Consider the following 15521-nt stretch of genomic DNA (forward strand, 5'->3'; position numbering starts at 1 on the left):
CAGCGCTCTGGCATCGGATTTTTTGTGGGAGCGGCGTAAGCCGCGAAGCAGCCACATCGTCAGATGACGCAGGCGCCAAAGCCTTGAGCAATACCAGCTTCGCGGCTTACGCCGCTCCCACAAAAAAGCGACATTGCCAATACGAACCGCATTTCAGCTCCAATCAACGCCTTTACTGGCCTGCAGACGCATCTGACCTAAAGATTCTTGCGCGCTGGCACCAGCAGATTGCCGAACAGCAGCCCGGCCACCAGCGCCATCACCACGTTGACCACGGTCAACAATGCCGACTCACCGGCATTCACGTTCTGCTGCTGGATCAACCTCAGCACCCCGCGCAGGCTGGTGCTGCCGGGCACCAGCATGATGATGCCCGGCAAGCGGATGATCGCCCCCGGCCGCTGCACGATGCGCCCGAACAGATTGCCGGCGGCAGTCACCGCCATCGCCGCCAGAAAAATACCCGCTGGCGCGCCCCATAACTGGCCGCCATAGCGGGAAATGGCGTAGCCGGCCACCGATGCCGCCATCACCCACACGTAGTCGCGTCTGCTGGCCCGGAACAACATGGCGAAAGCAAACGAGGCCACCAGCACCGAGCCCCATTCCACCCAGTTGGATTGCGGCCGCGAGGCGCGGATAACCGGTTCCAGACCGATGGAATTGGCGATGGTGACGGCGATCATCGCGCCCACCGTGAGCTTCATGATGGTGGTCAGCGCACCGGCGAACCGCGCCGTGCCCGACACCCAATGCCCGCTGGCCAGTTCATTGACCGAGTTGGTCAGCGCCATGCCGGGCAGCAGCACCACCAGCGACGCGATGATGGTGGAATTCAGATTCAAGGGGCCGATGAAACTGGCCACCAGCACCGCGACGAAACCGGCCAGCAACGCCGCCAGGGCCTCACCGGCCTCCCGCGTCGCCACCCGCCGGTCGGTATAGAACAGCATCAGGCCGATCAGCAGACCGGTAATACCTGCGGTGGCAATATCCAGCCACGGCAGCCGCCACAGACCGGCGACGCCGGCCGAGCCCAGGGTGAAGGAGGCCAGCAGCTGGATCTTGCTGCGCAGGCCGCCATCCTTGTCGAGCTGGCGCAGCGCGGTGTGGCCTTGGGCGATGGACATCTGCCCGGCCGCCACCGCATCGGCGATCTGGTCGGCCATGGCCAGCTTGTGCAGATTGGTATCGCCCGGCCCCAGGCGGATCACGCGGGTGATGTCACTGGAACCAATCGCTCGGGTCGGGTCGCTGAAACTCAGAATCAAACCGGTCGGGTTCGACCACGGCTCGCAATCCAGATCCAGCTGCTGCGCCAAGGCCACCACGGCCGCCTCCAGGCGCTGGGCGGTTGTGCCATAGCTGTGCAGCCGCCCAGCCATCTCCGAAACGAAGGCCACACGTTGCGCATAGGTGGCCCGATTGGAAGCAGTGGCCGGGGCAGCGGCAAGGGTTTCGGCAGACATGGCCGTTAGTATCACCTGAAGCGGATGAAATACTCATCCGGGTTGAAGGACGGACAGGTTATTCTCCGCAGTCAATGGTCACCATGAAAGACATTCCCCCACCCGACTGCGTACTTCCTCCCGATGCGGATGGCCTGCTCAGGCTTTCCGGCAACTGGACCTTGGCCACTGCATTGCGCTCGGGCGAGGTATTGCATGCGCAGACCGGGACGGTGACCGGTATCGATGCACGCGCCATTGATCGGCTGGATTCGGCCGGGGTGCTGCTGTTGCTGCGCTACGCGCACAAGCTGGGCCTGCCCGATGATGCGCTGCAGTTCCGTGACGATCACCAGGCGCTGGTCTGCACCATCGAGGAAGTTGCCGACGAGCGCCCCAAGCCGCAGCGCGATTACGGCGTAGCCGCCGCGCTGGATCGACTGGGCCGCTCGGTGTACGCCATTGCCGGCAACATCGTGGTGCTGGTCAACTTCCTCGGCGAAAACCTGAGCAAGCTGGCGCGCCTGATCCGCCAACCGCGTCGCTTCCGGCTGACCGCGGCGGTCAACCAGATGGAAGAAGTTGGCCTGAACGCAGTGCCGCTGGTGGCGCTGCTGTCGTACCTGGTGGGCGCGGTGATTGCCTTCCTAGGCTCCACCATCCTGCGCGACTTCGGTGCGGAGATCTATGTGGTGGAGCTGGTCTCGATTGCCTTCCTGCGCGAGTTCGCGGTGCTGCTTACCGCCATCGTGCTGGCCGGGCGCACCGCCAGCGCCTTCACCGCGCAGATTGGCGCGATGAAGGCGCGCGAGGAAATCGACGCCATCCAGACCCTTGGCCTGGACCCGATCGACCTGCTGGTGCTGCCGCGCGTGGTCGCGCTGCTGATCATGCTGCCCCTGCTCACCTTCGTGGCGATGATCGCCGGCCTGGCCGGTGGCGTCACCGTTGGCGCGTTCGACCTGGATATTCCGCCGCAGATGTATCTGGCGCGCATGCACGACACCATCGAGGTGCGGCACATGCTGGTTGGCCTGTCCAAGGCGCCGGTATTTGCATTGATCATCGCCCTGATCGGCTGCCTGGAAGGCTTGAAGGTGGAAGGCACCGCACAATCGGTCGGCGAACGCACCACTTCCAGCGTGGTGCAGACCATCTCGCTGGTCATCATCCTCGACGCGCTGGCCGCGTTGTGGTTCATGCACATGGGTTGGTGAGCCGATGAACACCCCGCAAGCCACCACCGTTGAAGACACCGAACTGGCCATCCGCTTGCGCGGACTGGTCAACCGTTTCGGCAGCCAGACCGTGCACGATGGCCTGGACCTGGATGTGCGCCGTGGCGAAATTCTCGGCGTGGTTGGCGGTTCGGGCACCGGCAAATCGGTGTTGATGCGCTCCATCCTCGGCCTGCGCACGCCCGATGCCGGGCAGATTGAAGTACTCGGCGTGGATGCGCGCTCGGGCAACCCAGACGACCGCCTGCGCATCGAGCGCAACACCGGTGTTCTGTTCCAGGACGGCGCCCTGTTCTCCTCGCTGACGGTGGGCGAGAACGTGCAGGTGCCGCTCAAGGAACATCATCCCGAACTCAGCGAACGCTGGCATTACGAACTGGCCCTGCTGAAAGTGAAGCTGGCCGGCCTGCCTGCCGACGCCATCAACAAGCTGCCTTCGCAGCTGTCCGGTGGCATGCGCAAACGCGCCGGCTTGGCGCGTGCGCTGGCGCTGGATCCGCCATTGCTGTTTCTGGATGAACCGACCGCCGGGCTCGATCCAATCGGCGCGGCCGCCTTCGACCGCCTGATCAAGACCCTGCAGGAAGCACTGGGCCTGACCGTTTTCCTGATCACCCACGACCTGGACACGCTTTACGCCATCTGCGACCGCGTCGCGGTGCTGGCCGACAACAAGGTCATCGCCAACGCTCCCTTGCCCGAGATCGAACAACTCGACCATCCGTGGATACGCGAGTACTTCCACGGCCCCCGCGCCCGCGCCGCGCGCGGCCTCCAGCACGAGCCTGCTTGATATGGAAACCAAAGCCAATTACGTCCTGATCGGCGCCTTCACCCTGCTTGCCGGCATTGCCCTGCTGGCGTTCGGGTTGTGGGCCGCCAAATATTCGTCCGATCGCACCTGGCAGGAATACCAGGTGGTGTTCACCGAAGCAGTGACCGGTTTGTCGGTTGGCAGCCCGGTGCAATACAACGGCATCGCGGTCGGCTCGATCACCGAGCTGACCCTGGCCCCGGATGACCCGCGCAAAGTCGTTGCCAAGCTGCGGCTCAATTCCACCACTCCGGTCAAGACCGACACCCGCGCAAAAATGGCCATCACCAGCCTGACCGGGCCATCGATCATCCAGCTCAGCGGCGGCAGCCCGCAGGCCGCTGCGCTTACCGCAGTGAGCAAGGAACCGGTGCCGACCATCGCCGCTGCGCCCTCGGCCCTGCAGAACATCACCGACGTGGCCAACCGCGTGGTCGAGCGCATGGACGAACTACTCAGCGATGAGAACGTCCGCAAGATCACCACCACGCTGGCCCACCTGGAAACCATCAGCGGCGGCCTGGCGGACCGCGACGAAGGTACACAGGCCTTGCTGGTGGAAGCCCGCGACGCGGCGCGCAACCTCAACGTCACCCTCGGCAGCGCCAATGGTGCGATCAAGAACCTGGACGAGAACGTGTTGCGGGAACTGCCGGCAACGATGGACAAACTGGACACCAGCCTGGCCAAGCTCGACTCGGCCGCCGGCAATGCCGACGCCATCCTTGGCGAGAACCGCGCAGCGATCAACAGCTTTGCCAACGATGGCCTGGCCCAGCTCGGCCCGACCCTGACCGAACTGCGCGGCCTGATCCGCGACCTGCGCCGGGTCAGTGACCGGCTGGAGAACAACCCGGCGCGCTACCTGCTCGGTCGCGACGCCCCGAAGGAGTTCGAACCCAAATGAAGCCCATCACGATGCTCAAGCTGCTCGCCCCGGCCTGCCTGCTGGCGCTGGCCGGCTGCTCGGTGCTGGCTGGCGGCGACCGCCAGTCCACCACCATCTATGCGCCACAGGTGCGGGTACAGGCCGATCCATCATGGCCGCAGGTCAACTGGCAGCTGGCCATCGCCAAGCCCAGCGCCGCGCGCCTGATCGACAGCCCGCGCATCAACGTGCGGCCAACGCCGGGTGAGCTGGAGGTCTACCGCGGTGCCACCTGGTCGCAGCCGGCCACCGACATGCTGGAAGACACCTTGCTGCGCGGCTTTGAAGATTCCGGCCGGATCGATGCCGTTGCGCGCATTGCCACCGGCATCCGCTCCGATTACAAGCTGACCACCGACCTGCGCCGCTTTGAATCGGACTACCGCGGCGGTGAGCTGCCCTCGGCCACCATCGAACTCAACGCCAAGCTGATCTACAGCCTGGACCAGCGCGTGGTCGCAGCACGCACCTTCATCGTCGCCGAACCTGCCACCTCCACCGATATCGGCAGCGTCGCCAGCGCCTTTGAAACCGCGCTGGACAAGACCGCCACCGAGCTGATCGGCTGGACCCTGCTCAACGGCCAGCGCGACGCGGCACAGCAGCGACCTGGCGGAAAGTGAGGTTGATACGCTCGCCAGCCACCCGCGCGGTTTTCGGCAAGGCATGCTGGTAGTCGCGCTGGCAATCCCCGCGCATCAGCAACAGATCGCCGTGACCGAGCCGGTATTCGAGCTTGCGTGCGGGGTCATCGCGGCGACGCAGTAGAAAGCGGCGCTCAGCGCCCAGGCTCAGCGAGGCGATCAGCGGCGTCGGCCCCAACTCGGGCTCGTCATCGCTATGCCAGCCCATGCTGTCGCGGCCATCGCGGTAGCGGTTCAGCAGCACGCTGTTGAAGCGCGCATCACAGGCCTGCTGCAGCCGCTCGCGCAGTTCATTTACTGCCGGCACCCACGGATGCGGAATGAAATCCGCCCCCGAATAGCGATAGTGAGCATCCGCATCGCCCATCCAGCAACTCAGGCGCGGCGAATCCAGCCAGCGCCCAAACATGCGGATGCGGTGGATTTCCCAGGCAACCTGCGTGTGCAAGGCCAGCAACAAGGCATCCGCCTGCGCTGCAGGTAGCCAGCCGGGAAGATGCTGGACGTCCGTCAAGGCCGATGTATCGGGAAACAACATTGCGCGATGCGGGGCAGCCACGCCGCCCCGCTCTCTCACTCAGCCACGCCGAAACGCACCCCCGGTCTTTTCCTTCAACTCGTCATCACTGACACCCGGCGCAGCTTCCACCAGCACCAGGCCATCGGCGCTGACATCGAAGATCGCCAGATCGGTGATGATGCGGTCGACCACGCCCACGCCGGTCAGCGGCAAGGTGCAGTCCGGCAGGATCTTGTGCTCGCCGTTCTTGGCGGTGTGCTCCATCAGCACAACTACGCGCTGCACGCCGGCGACCAGATCCATCGCGCCACCCATGCCCTTGACCATCTTGCCGGGCACCATCCAGTTGGCCAGGTCACCCTTGTCGGTCACCTGCATGGCGCCGAGGATGGCCAAGTTGATGTGGCCGCCACGAATCATCGCGAACGAATCATGGCTGCCGAAGTAGCTGGCACCTGCACGTGCGGTAACAGTCTGCTTGCCGGCATTGATCAGGTCGGCATCCACCTCGGCCTCGGTCGGGAACGGGCCGATACCAAGCAGGCCGTTCTCCGACTGCAGCCATACATCCACACCATCGGGAATGTGATTGGCCACCAGCGTCGGCAGGCCAATGCCCAGATTCACGTAGGCACCATCGGTCAGCTCGCGCGCGGCGCGCTGTGCCATTTCGTCACGGGTCCAGGCCATCTCAGTTCCCCTCCTGACGCACGGTGCGCTGTTCGATGCGCTTCTCCGGCGTTGCGTTCAATACGATGCGATCGACGTAGATGCCCGGCAGGTGCACCTGGTCCGGATCGATGGCGCCCACCGGCACGATTTCTTCCACCTCCACCACGCAGACCTTGCCGGCCATGGCGCAGGCCGGGTTGAAGTTGCGCGCGGTCTTGCGGAACAGCAGGTTGCCAGCTTCGTCGGCCTTCCACGCCTTGACCAGCGACACGTCAGCCTTGAGTGCGGTTTCCAGCACGTAGTGCTTGCCGTCGATTTCGCGGGTTTCCTTGCCTTCGGCAACGATGGTGCCGTAACCGGTGGCGGTGAAGAACGCGGGAATACCGGCACCGCCGGCGCGCAGACGCTCGGCCAGGGTGCCCTGCGGGTTGAATTCCAGCTCCAGCTCGCCGGCCAGGTACTGGCGTTCGAATTCCTTGTTTTCGCCCACATAGGACGAAATCATCTTCTTGATCTGGCGGGTTTCCAGCAGCTGGCCCAGGCCGAAGCCATCTACGCCGGCGTTGTTGGAGATTGCGGTCAGGCCCTTGACCCCGCTGTCGCGCAGCGCGGCAATCAGTGCCTCGGGGATGCCGCACAGGCCAAAGCCACCTACGGCAAGGGTTTGCCCGTCGGCCACGATGCCAGCCAGGGCATCGGCGGCGCTGGCAAAGACCTTGCCGCGTTGCCGGGCCGGAGAGGAGAGATCGCTCATCGCATCACGCTCACAGTACTGAAGATGACCATATTCTAGCCATACTGTGGTGATGGCCCCCCTTGGACCTTCGTCCAGCGCATCCGGCCCCCTGAAATCTCCATCCAGCCAGCAGACAGCCTCCGAACGCGTACCCGACTAAACTAGGCAATCTTTCACCCAGCAGGATGCATGCATGCCCCTCCCCGCGTTCAAGGCCTACGACATCCGCGGCCGCGTGCCTGAAGAACTCAATGAAGACATGGCCCGCAAGATCGGCAAGGCCTTGGCCGCCGAGCTCGGCGCCGGCCCCGTTGTGTTGGGCCATGACGTGCGCCTGACCAGCCCTGCGCTGCAGGATGCGCTGGCTGCAGGTCTGCGCGGACAGGGCCGCGAGGTCATCGATATCGGCCTGTGTGGCACCGAAGAAGTCTACTTCCAGACCGGCCATCTGCAGGCCGCCGGCGGCGTGATGGTCACCGCCAGCCACAACCCGATGGACTACAACGGCATGAAACTGGTGCGCGAGCACGCGCGCCCGATCAGCTCGGACACCGGCCTGTTCACCATTTCCGATGCAGTGGCCGCCGATGATTCGCAGCCACAGCCCGCGCGCGCCGGCCAGAGCGAGCAGCACGACAAGAGCGCCTACATCCAGCACCTGCTCAGCTATATCGACGCCAGCCAGCTCAAGCCGCTGAAGCTGGTGGTCAACGCCGGCAACGGTGGTGCAGGCAGCATTGTCGATCTGCTGGCGCCGCATCTTCCGCTGGAGTTCGTACGTGTCTGCCACGAACCCGATGGCAGCTTCCCCAACGGCATCCCCAACCCGCTGCTGCCGGAAAACCGCGACGTCACCGCCAAGGCCGTGCGCGAGCATGGTGCCGACTTCGGCATCGCCTGGGATGGCGACTTTGACCGCTGCTTCTTCTTCGACCACAACGGCCGCTTCATTGAAGGCTATTACCTGGTCGGTCTGCTGGCCCAGGCCATCCTCGCGCGCAACCCCGGCGGCAAGATCATCCACGATCCGCGCCTGACCTGGAACACGGTCGAGATGGTCGAATCGGCCGGTGGCGTGCCGGTGCTGTGCAAGAGCGGCCACGCCTTCATCAAGGAGAAGATGCGCGCCGAAAACGCCGTCTACGGCGGCGAGATGAGCGCGCACCATTACTTCCGCGAGTTCGCCTATGCCGATTCGGGAATGATCCCATGGCTGTTGATTGCCGCGCAGGTGTCCAGCGGCGGGTTGTCGCTGGCCGAACTGGTTGAAGACCGCATGGCGCGCTTCCCGTGCAGCGGCGAAATCAACTTCAAGGTTGCTGACGCCAAGGCCGCCGTTGCCCGCGTGATGGCGCACTTTGAAGCACAGACGCCCGCGCTGGATCACACCGATGGCATCAGCGCCGACTTCGGCAGCTGGCGTTTCAACCTGCGCAGCTCCAACACCGAGCCGTTGCTGCGCTTGAACGTTGAAACCCGGGGTGACGCAGCCTTGCTGGCAGAGCGTACTGCTGAAATCTCTACTTTGATCACCGCCTGAGAACCTTCATGAGCCATATTCTTCCCGTCATTCTTTCCGGTGGTTCCGGTACACGCTTGTGGCCCCTCTCACGTGAGGCCTATCCAAAGCAGTTCCTGCAGTTGGCCAGCGAGCACAGCATGCTGCAGTCCACCTGGTTGCGGGTGGCCGACGTCGCCACGCAGGCGCCGATCGTGGTGGCGAACGAGGCGCATCGGTTCGTTGCCGCCGAACAGCTGCAGCAAGTGGGTACCACGCCGTCGGCGATCCTGCTGGAGCCAGTAGGCCGCAATACCGCACCGGCTATCGCTGCCGCTGCATTGGAGGCCTGCCGCGACGGCGCCGACCCGCTGCTGCTGGTGCTCCCTTCAGACCATTTGATCCGTGATGCCGCGCATTTCCACCGCGCCATCCTGGAAGCTGCGGATATCGCCGAACAGGGCAAGCTGGTTACCTTCGGCATCCAGCCAACCGCGCCGGAAACCGGCTACGGCTACATCAAGGCTGTGCCCGGTGACGGTGCACGGGCCATCGAGCGTTTCGTCGAAAAGCCCGACCTGGCCACCGCCCAGGCCTATGTGGCATCCGGTGAGTATTACTGGAACAGCGGCATGTTCCTGTTCCGCGCCTCGCGTTACCTGCAGGAACTGGAACGCCTGCAGCCGCAGATCCTGGCCGCTTGCAGCGCTTCGTGGGAGAACGCACGACGTGAAAGCGACTTCATCCGCCTGGATGCGGACGCATTCAAGGCCAGCCCATCGGACTCCATCGATTACGCGGTGATGGAAAAAACCGCCGACGCTGCCGTGGTTCCGCTGGATGCTGGCTGGAGTGATGTCGGTTCATGGACCGCGCTGCGCGATGTCTCCGAACAGGATGCCAACGGCAACGCGCATCGCGGCGATGTCATTGCCATCGACTGCCATGACACCTTTGCGTATGGCGAACGCTTGATTGCGATGGTGGGCCTGGACGACGTGATCGTGGTCGAGACCGACGATGCGGTACTGGTCGGCAAGTCCGATCGCATGCAGGAAGTGAAGGACGTCGTCGCGCGTTTGAAGGCCGATGGCCGCAGCGAAGCCACCTGGCACCGTAAGGTCTATCGCCCTTGGGGCGCCTATGACTCCATTGACCACGGTGAACGCTTCCAGGTGAAGCGCATCACGGTCAAACCCGGCGGCACCCTCAGCCTGCAGATGCACCATCACCGCGCCGAGCACTGGATCGTGGTCAGCGGCACGGCCGAAGTCACTCGTGGCGATGAAGTACTGCTGTTGGCCGAGAACCAGAGCACGTACATCCCGCTGGGTGTCACCCACCGTCTGCGCAATCCGGGCAAGCTGCCGCTGGAGCTGATCGAAGTGCAGTCGGGCAGCTATCTGGGTGAAGACGATATCGTGCGCTTCGAGGATACCTACGGCCGCGCCTGAGATAGAGAGCAAGCCGCGCAGAAAAAACCCCGGGCAGTCCCGGGGTTTTTTCATCTCAGCGCCGGCATGATGATCCATCGCCATGCGCATGAGCGCAGCTCAGGCTTTTGCGATCTCAGCGATCACGTGTCGCAGGCCCTCGCGCCAAGCCGGCAAGGTGATGCCAAAATCCTGCTGCAGCTTGCGATTATCCAGCACCGACCAGGCCGGGCGCTTGGCCGGCGTCGGGTATTCCGCGCTTGAGATTGCCTGCACGTTCGGTGCCTTCGCCAACACACCTGCAGCGACTGCCTCGGCGAAGATCGCCTCGGCAAAACCATGCCAACTGGTTTGCCCCGATGCCGTCAAATGCCAGGTGCCGGACAACTGCCCCGGATGCTGCAAGGCCTGCGCAGTCACATCGGCGATCAAGGCTGCCGGCGTCGGCGTGCCCAGCTGGTCGGCCACCACCCGCAATTCATCGCGCTCAGCGCCTACCCGCAGCATCGTGCGCAGGAAGTTGCCGCCATGCGAGGCATACACCCACGCGGTACGGAAGATCAGGTGCCGGCCACCAGCTGCACGCACCGCATCTTCGCCGTCACGCTTGCTGCTGCCGTATACGCCCAACGGTGCCATGGCATGCTCTTCAGCATAAGGCGCAGTGCCCTGCCCATCGAATACATAGTCAGTGGAGTAATGCACCATTGGCACGTTGTGAGCCGCACACCATCGAGCGATCGCGCCCGGCGCCTGCGCATTGGCCCGGAACGCCGCTTCGGGCTCCTGCTCGGCCTTGTCGACGGCGGTGTAGGCGGCAGCGTTGACGACCATCGAAGGCTGCAGCCGATCCAGCAAGGTCGGCAGGCCTTCAGGCGAATCGAAATCCGCCACCTCGCAAGCACTGCCATCCGCCAGCTTTCCGCTGCGCGTGGTGGCAATGACGGGCCCCAGTGGAGCCAGTGCCCGCAGCAGCTCCCGGCCCACCTGCCCGTTGCCGCCAAAGACCAGCACGGTCATGGCGCATAGACCGGCAGGCGGTCTTCGGCTATGTCCTTCAGGAAAGGCGCTGCTTCGTCCTTGGCCGACAAGGTCGGAGCGCGGATCGGCCAGTCAACGCCGATATCGGCATCGTTCCAGCGAATGCCTGCATCCGCTTCTTTTACATAGACGTCCGTGCACAAATAGTTGAATAGCGCGCGTTCCGAAAGCACGGCAAAGCCGTGCGCAAAGCCTTCGGGTATCCAGAACTGGCGCTTGTTCTCTGCGCTCAGGATGACAGCTTCCCAGCGGCCGAACGTCGGCGAGCCACGACGGACATCCACCGCCACGTCATACACCTCGCCTTCCAGCACACTGACCAGTTTGCCCTGCGGACGCGGCCACTGGTAGTGCAGGCCACGCAGCACGCCCCTGCTTGAAGCGGAAACGTTGCTCTGCACGAACTTGTCGGGCAGGCCCAGCGCTTTGAAACGTTCGGCATTCCAGGTTTCGAAGAAGAAGCCGCGCTCATCACCAAACACTGCGGGTTCGATGACCGCGCAGCCAGGCATTCCCGTTTCAATCACTTTCACGGAACGATGCCCCGCTGAATCAACTTCTGCAGGTACTGCCCATAGCCATTCTTGGACAAGGGTGCAGCCAATGCTTCGAGCTGTTCTGCGCTGATCCAGCCCTGCCCGTAAGCGATTTCTTCAGGGCAGCAAACCTGCAGGCCCTGACGGGTCTGGATGGTTTCAATGAAGTTGGAGGCTTCCAGCAAGGATTGATGCGTGCCGGTATCCAACCAGGCGTAGCCACGGCCCAACGGCTCCAGCTGCAACTTGCCTTCGTCCAAGTAACGTTGGTTGAGGTCTGTGATCTCAAGCTCACCGCGCGGTGACGGCTTCAACGCAGCAGCGTAATCGCTGGCATTGCCGTCATAGAAATACAGGCCGGTCACTGCGTAGTTGGAGCGCGGCTCAGCAGGCTTTTCAACCAACCCGACAACCTTGCCATCCTTGCCGAACTCGGCCACACCATAACGTTCCGGGTCATTGACCCAGTAGCCGAACACCGTCGCTCCATCATCACGCGCATCAGCGCGCTTGAGTACTTCGCGCAGGCCGGTGCCGTGGAAAATATTGTCACCGAGCACCAAGCAGCTGGGCTTGCCGCCGACGAAATCACGGCCGATCAAATACGCCTGCGCCAAGCCATCCGGGCTGGCCTGTACCGCGTACTGAATGTCCATTCCCCACTGCGAACCATCACCCAGCAGCTGTTGGAACAAAGCCTGTTCATGCGGCGTATTGATGATCAGCACTTCACGGATGCCCGCCAGCATCAGCACGCTGAGCGGGTAATAGATCATCGGCTTGTCGTAGACCGGCAGCAATTGTTTGCTGACGCCCTTGGTGATCGGATACAGCCGCGTGCCAGAGCCGCCGGCCAGAATGATGCCTTTACGTTGCGTCATGGTTGTTCTCTAGTTGGTCCGCCGGGGAGCATGGACACTGGATCATCGATATCAGGCGTCGGTGCCGATGCGCTGCAGGCGATAGCTGCCATCCAGCACGCCGTTCACCCATTGCTGGTTTTCCAGATACCAGTCCACCGTGAAGCCGATGCCCTGCTCGAAGCTGTGCTTCGGTTCCCAGCCCAGTTCGTTCTTGAGCTTGGACGCATCGATGGCGTAGCGGCGGTCGTGACCGGGACGATCGGTGACATAGGTGATCTGCTCACTGCGTGGCTTGCCATCCGCACGCGGACGGCGTGCATCCAGCAATGCACAGATCGCCTCCACCACCTCGATGTTCTGCTTCTCGGAGTTGCCACCGACGTTGTAGGTCTCGCCCACCTTGCCTTTGGCCAGTACGGTGCGGATCGCTTCGCAGTGGTCGGCCACGAACAGCCAGTCGCGCACCTGCTTGCCATCGCCGTACACCGGCAGAGGTTCGCCGGCCAGGGCCTTAGCGATCACCAGCGGAATGAGCTTCTCAGGGAAATGATACGGGCCGTAGTTGTTCGAGCAATTGGTGGTCAACACCGGCAGTCCATAGGTGTGATGGAACGCACGCACCAGATGATCGGACGCCGCCTTGGACGCCGAGTACGGCGAGTTCGGGGCGTAAGGCGTGGTTTCGGTGAACTTTCCGGTTTCTCCCAGCGTGCCGTAGACCTCGTCGGTGGACACATGCAGGAAGCGGAATGCGCCCGCCTTATCGGCCGGCAGCGCCTTCCAGTAGTCGCGCACGGCCTCCAACAGACCAAGCGTCCCAACCACATTGGTCTGGATGAAGGCGCCGGGGCCATCGATCGAGCGGTCCACATGGCTCTCGGCGGCAAAATTCAGCACCGCGTCGGGGCGGTGCTCGGCCAGCAGACGCGCTACCAGCTCACGGTCACCAATATCGCCGTGAACGAACAGGTGGTTCGGGTTGCCTTCAAGGCTATCCAGCGTTTTCAGGTTGCCGGCATAGGTCAGTGCATCCAGATTGATGATCCGGATGCCCTTTGCCACAGCTTCCAATACAAAATTGCCGCCGATAAAGCCGGCGCCGCCGGTCACAAGCCATGTGGTCACGCGTTGATTCTCCGATTTACGGCTGCCGGGGCAGCGAACAATACCGCCAAGGATATAACGCCAGCCGTTATTAGACCTGCACCATTGACAACGGCGGCCCTGAAGCTGCAATTTGTCCGGACATTTGACCTGGCGGACCGCACACCATACGCGTTCGCACGGGCCTATCAACCCGGCTAGAATCGAGAAAATTTGTCCCCCGGCCCGCGCCGGACCCCATCAGCAACCGAAGGACCCCGCAGCACATGAAAATCCTCGTCGCGTACAAGCGCGTGGTGGACTACAACGTCCGCATTCAAGTCAAGCCGGATGGTTCCGGCGTGGTCACCGATGGCGTCAAGCTTTCGCCGAACCCGTTCGATGAAATCGCCCTAGAAGAAGCCCTGCGCCTGCGCGACAAGGGCATCGCCACGGAAGTGGTGGTGGCCACCATCGCCCCGGCCGACGCCCAGGCGCACCTGCGCAACGGCCTGGCCATGGGTGCCAACCGTGCCATCCACGTGGTCACCGACCAGGCCATCCAGCCGCTGACCGCCGCCCGCACCCTGCTCAAGCTGGTCGAAAAGGAACAGCCGGACCTGGTCATCCTCGGCAAGCAGGCCATCGACGACGACGCCAACCAGACCGGCCAGATGCTGGCCACGCTGTGGGCGCGTCCGCAGGCCACGTTTGCCTCCAAGGTTGAGATCGCTGACGGCAAGGCCACGGTCACCCGTGAAGTCGACGCCGGCCTGGAAACGCTGGAAGTCGACCTCCCCGCCGTCATCACCACCGACCTGCGCCTGAACGAGCCGCGCTTCATCAAGCTACCGGACATCATGAAGGCCAAGGCCAAGCCGCTGGAGACCCTGCAGCTGGCCGACCTGGATGTTGAAGCCGCCGACACGTTCAAGACCACCCACTACGCCGCACCTGCCAAGCGCAGCAAGGGCGTGATGGTGAAGGATGCCGCCGAACTGGTGGCCGCACTCAAGCAGAAGGGGTTGCTGTAATGGCCAAGATTCTCGTCATCGCCGAACACCTGGACGGCAAGCTCAACAGCGCCGTCGCCAAGACCGTTTCGGCCGCGACCGCCGTGGGCGGCGATATCGACGTGCTGGTGCTGGCCGCCGACCCGGCTGCCATTGCCGCTGAAGCCGCACAGATTGCTGGCGTCAGCAGGGTGCTGACCGTCGCCAACCCGGCCAACGAACATGCGCTGGCACAGGTACAGGCCCCGCAGATCGCCAAGGCCGCCGCTGGCTACAGCCACGTCTTCGGCCCCTCGACCACCACCGGCAAGGATCTGATGCCGGCCGTGGCCGCACTGCTGGGCGTCAACCAGGTCTCGGACCTGATGTCCGTCGAAGGCAGCCACACCTTCAAGCGCCCGATCTACGCCGGCAACGCCATCATCACCGTGGAAGCTCCCGCCGATCAGGTTGTGGTGGCCACTGTGCGTGCCGCCTCCTGGGCGGAAGCGGCCAAGGGCAACAGCGCACCGGTTGAGGCCCTGGCCATCGACGCCGCCCTGCCCGGCCACACCCGTTTCATCGGCCTGGCCGCCGGCAAGAGCGACCGTCCGGACCTGCAGAGCGCCAAGCGCGTGGTCTCCGGCGGCCGCGGCGTCGGCTCGGAAGAGAACTTCAAGGTGATCTACCAGCTGGCTGACAAGCTCGGCGCCGGCGTCGGTGCCTCGCGCGCCGCGGTGGACGCCGGCTATGTGCCCAGCGACATGCAGGTCGGCCAGACCGGCAAGATCATCGCCCCGGAGCTGTACATCGCCGTGGGCATCTCCGGTGCCATCCAGCACCTGACCGGCATCAAGGATGCCGGCACCATCGTCGCCATCAACAAGGACGGCGATGCGCCGATCTTCGAGATTGCGGATATTGGTTTGGTCGGTGACCTGTTCACCTTGCTGCCGGAGCTGGAAATCGCACTAGGGTAATCCAAGCCGATACCTGCAAAGCCATGCAGCAACCGGCGCAGCCCCCGGCCGGACTGACACTCCCGCCGGGCACCTTGCCATGGCCACCTTAAAGA

The 15521-nt window shown here is 63.6% G+C and carries 16 protein-coding genes; 8 read left to right on the top strand and 8 right to left on the bottom strand.

Annotation, left to right across the window (positions count from 1 at the left end):
- Positions 1 to 197 precede the first annotated feature (197 nt).
- Positions 198 to 1469, bottom strand: a complete 1272-nt coding sequence (locus ABE493_RS07025; protein WP_346498226.1) for a threonine/serine ThrE exporter family protein — start codon at positions 1467 to 1469, stop codon at positions 198 to 200.
- Positions 1470 to 1552: 83 nt separating this feature from the next.
- Between ABE493_RS07025 and ABE493_RS07030 the strand changes: the two genes are divergently transcribed.
- From ABE493_RS07030 to ABE493_RS07045, 4 genes are read left to right on the top strand one after another with little or no spacing between them, the layout of a single operon-like run.
- Positions 1553 to 2665 (top strand): ABC transporter permease, encoded by a 1113-nt coding sequence (locus ABE493_RS07030; protein WP_346498227.1) that lies wholly within the window; start codon positions 1553 to 1555, stop codon positions 2663 to 2665.
- 4 nt (positions 2666 to 2669) lie between these two features.
- Positions 2670 to 3479: an ABC transporter ATP-binding protein gene (locus tag ABE493_RS07035; RefSeq protein WP_346498228.1), complete on the top strand. Its 810-nt coding sequence runs from the start codon at positions 2670 to 2672 to the stop codon at positions 3477 to 3479.
- Between the two features lies 1 nt (position 3480).
- Positions 3481 to 4407 (top strand): MlaD family protein, encoded by a 927-nt coding sequence (locus tag ABE493_RS07040; protein ID WP_346498229.1) that lies wholly within the window; start codon positions 3481 to 3483, stop codon positions 4405 to 4407.
- A complete protein-coding gene (locus tag ABE493_RS07045) occupies positions 4404 to 5051 on the top strand; it encodes an ABC-type transport auxiliary lipoprotein family protein (protein ID WP_346498230.1) in 648 nt (215 codons plus the stop codon). Before ABE493_RS07040 ends, ABE493_RS07045 begins: the two co-directional genes overlap by 4 nt.
- Here ABE493_RS07045 and ABE493_RS07050 read toward each other — a convergent pair.
- Genes ABE493_RS07050 through ABE493_RS07060 form a run of 3 tightly spaced genes read right to left on the bottom strand, consistent with a single transcriptional unit; the run spans position 5005 to position 7018 of the window.
- The gene (locus ABE493_RS07050) at positions 5005 to 5610 is read right to left on the bottom strand and encodes an alpha-ketoglutarate-dependent dioxygenase AlkB family protein (protein ID WP_346498231.1); all 606 of its coding nucleotides are present in this window, start codon (positions 5608 to 5610) and stop codon (positions 5005 to 5007) included. The two genes, ABE493_RS07045 and ABE493_RS07050, sit on opposite strands and share 47 nt — an antisense overlap.
- A 39-nt stretch (positions 5611 to 5649) precedes the next feature.
- The gene (locus ABE493_RS07055) at positions 5650 to 6282 is read right to left on the bottom strand and encodes a CoA transferase subunit B (RefSeq protein ID WP_346498232.1); all 633 of its coding nucleotides are present in this window, start codon (positions 6280 to 6282) and stop codon (positions 5650 to 5652) included.
- A 1-nt stretch (position 6283) separates the two neighbouring features.
- Positions 6284 to 7018, bottom strand: a complete 735-nt coding sequence (locus ABE493_RS07060) for a CoA transferase subunit A (RefSeq protein ID WP_057627308.1) — start codon at positions 7016 to 7018, stop codon at positions 6284 to 6286.
- 175 nt (positions 7019 to 7193) lie between these two features.
- On the opposite strand from ABE493_RS07060, the gene ABE493_RS07065 reads away from it, so the two are divergent.
- Both ABE493_RS07065 and ABE493_RS07070 read left to right on the top strand, forming a co-directional pair.
- A complete protein-coding gene (locus ABE493_RS07065; protein ID WP_346498233.1) occupies positions 7194 to 8540 on the top strand; it encodes a phosphomannomutase in 1347 nt (448 codons plus the stop codon).
- An 8-nt stretch (positions 8541 to 8548) separates the two neighbouring features.
- A complete protein-coding gene (locus ABE493_RS07070; protein WP_346498234.1) occupies positions 8549 to 9952 on the top strand; it encodes a mannose-1-phosphate guanylyltransferase/mannose-6-phosphate isomerase in 1404 nt (467 codons plus the stop codon).
- Between the two features lie 99 nt (positions 9953 to 10051).
- On the opposite strand, the gene rfbD is transcribed toward ABE493_RS07070, so the two are convergent.
- From rfbD to rfbB, 4 genes are read right to left on the bottom strand one after another with little or no spacing between them, the layout of a single operon-like run.
- Positions 10052 to 10951: a dTDP-4-dehydrorhamnose reductase gene (rfbD, locus tag ABE493_RS07075; protein ID WP_346498235.1), complete on the bottom strand. Its 900-nt coding sequence runs from the start codon at positions 10949 to 10951 to the stop codon at positions 10052 to 10054.
- Positions 10948 to 11505 (bottom strand): dTDP-4-dehydrorhamnose 3,5-epimerase, encoded by a 558-nt coding sequence (gene rfbC, locus ABE493_RS07080; protein WP_346498236.1) that lies wholly within the window; start codon positions 11503 to 11505, stop codon positions 10948 to 10950. Before rfbC ends, rfbD begins: the two co-directional genes overlap by 4 nt.
- Positions 11502 to 12389, bottom strand: a complete 888-nt coding sequence (gene rfbA / locus ABE493_RS07085; protein ID WP_346498237.1) for a glucose-1-phosphate thymidylyltransferase RfbA — start codon at positions 12387 to 12389, stop codon at positions 11502 to 11504. The genes rfbC and rfbA overlap by 4 nt, the downstream gene beginning before the upstream one ends.
- A gap of 51 nt (positions 12390 to 12440) precedes the next feature.
- Positions 12441 to 13496 (bottom strand): dTDP-glucose 4,6-dehydratase, encoded by a 1056-nt coding sequence (gene rfbB / locus ABE493_RS07090; RefSeq protein ID WP_346498238.1) that lies wholly within the window; start codon positions 13494 to 13496, stop codon positions 12441 to 12443.
- A gap of 245 nt (positions 13497 to 13741) precedes the next feature.
- Here rfbB and ABE493_RS07095 point away from each other — a divergent pair, with 245 nt between their 5' ends.
- Positions 13742 to 14488 (top strand): electron transfer flavoprotein subunit beta/FixA family protein, encoded by a 747-nt coding sequence (locus ABE493_RS07095; RefSeq protein WP_346498239.1) that lies wholly within the window; start codon positions 13742 to 13744, stop codon positions 14486 to 14488.
- Positions 14488 to 15426, top strand: coding sequence for an electron transfer flavoprotein subunit alpha/FixB family protein (locus ABE493_RS07100; RefSeq protein ID WP_346498240.1), 939 nt, complete (start codon positions 14488 to 14490; stop codon positions 15424 to 15426). Before ABE493_RS07095 ends, ABE493_RS07100 begins: the two co-directional genes overlap by 1 nt.
- Positions 15427 to 15521: the final 95 nt, after the last annotated feature.

This window comes from Stenotrophomonas terrae, from assembly GCF_039674165.1.
Classification (GTDB): Bacteria; Pseudomonadota; Gammaproteobacteria; order Xanthomonadales; family Xanthomonadaceae; genus Stenotrophomonas; species Stenotrophomonas terrae_A.

Coding starts and splice junctions, on each gene's coding strand:
- ABE493_RS07100 (WP_346498240.1), top strand. CDS start 14,488: ATGGCCAAGATTCTCGTCATCGCCGAACACCTGGACGGCAAGCTCAAC.
- rfbA (WP_346498237.1), bottom strand. CDS start 12,389: ATGACGCAACGTAAAGGCATCATTCTGGCCGGCGGCTCTGGCACGCGG.
- ABE493_RS07050 (WP_346498231.1), bottom strand. CDS start 5,610: ATGTTGTTTCCCGATACATCGGCCTTGACGGACGTCCAGCATCTTCCC.
- ABE493_RS07030 (WP_346498227.1), top strand. CDS start 1,553: ATGAAAGACATTCCCCCACCCGACTGCGTACTTCCTCCCGATGCGGAT.
- ABE493_RS07025 (WP_346498226.1), bottom strand. CDS start 1,469: ATGTCTGCCGAAACCCTTGCCGCTGCCCCGGCCACTGCTTCCAATCGG.
- ABE493_RS07060 (WP_057627308.1), bottom strand. CDS start 7,018: ATGAGCGATCTCTCCTCTCCGGCCCGGCAACGCGGCAAGGTCTTTGCC.
- ABE493_RS07070 (WP_346498234.1), top strand. CDS start 8,549: ATGAGCCATATTCTTCCCGTCATTCTTTCCGGTGGTTCCGGTACACGC.
- ABE493_RS07095 (WP_346498239.1), top strand. CDS start 13,742: ATGAAAATCCTCGTCGCGTACAAGCGCGTGGTGGACTACAACGTCCGC.
- ABE493_RS07040 (WP_346498229.1), top strand. CDS start 3,481: ATGGAAACCAAAGCCAATTACGTCCTGATCGGCGCCTTCACCCTGCTT.
- ABE493_RS07065 (WP_346498233.1), top strand. CDS start 7,194: ATGCCCCTCCCCGCGTTCAAGGCCTACGACATCCGCGGCCGCGTGCCT.
- ABE493_RS07055 (WP_346498232.1), bottom strand. CDS start 6,282: ATGGCCTGGACCCGTGACGAAATGGCACAGCGCGCCGCGCGCGAGCTG.
- ABE493_RS07035 (WP_346498228.1), top strand. CDS start 2,670: ATGAACACCCCGCAAGCCACCACCGTTGAAGACACCGAACTGGCCATC.
- ABE493_RS07045 (WP_346498230.1), top strand. CDS start 4,404: ATGAAGCCCATCACGATGCTCAAGCTGCTCGCCCCGGCCTGCCTGCTG.
- rfbD (WP_346498235.1), bottom strand. CDS start 10,951: ATGACCGTGCTGGTCTTTGGCGGCAACGGGCAGGTGGGCCGGGAGCTG.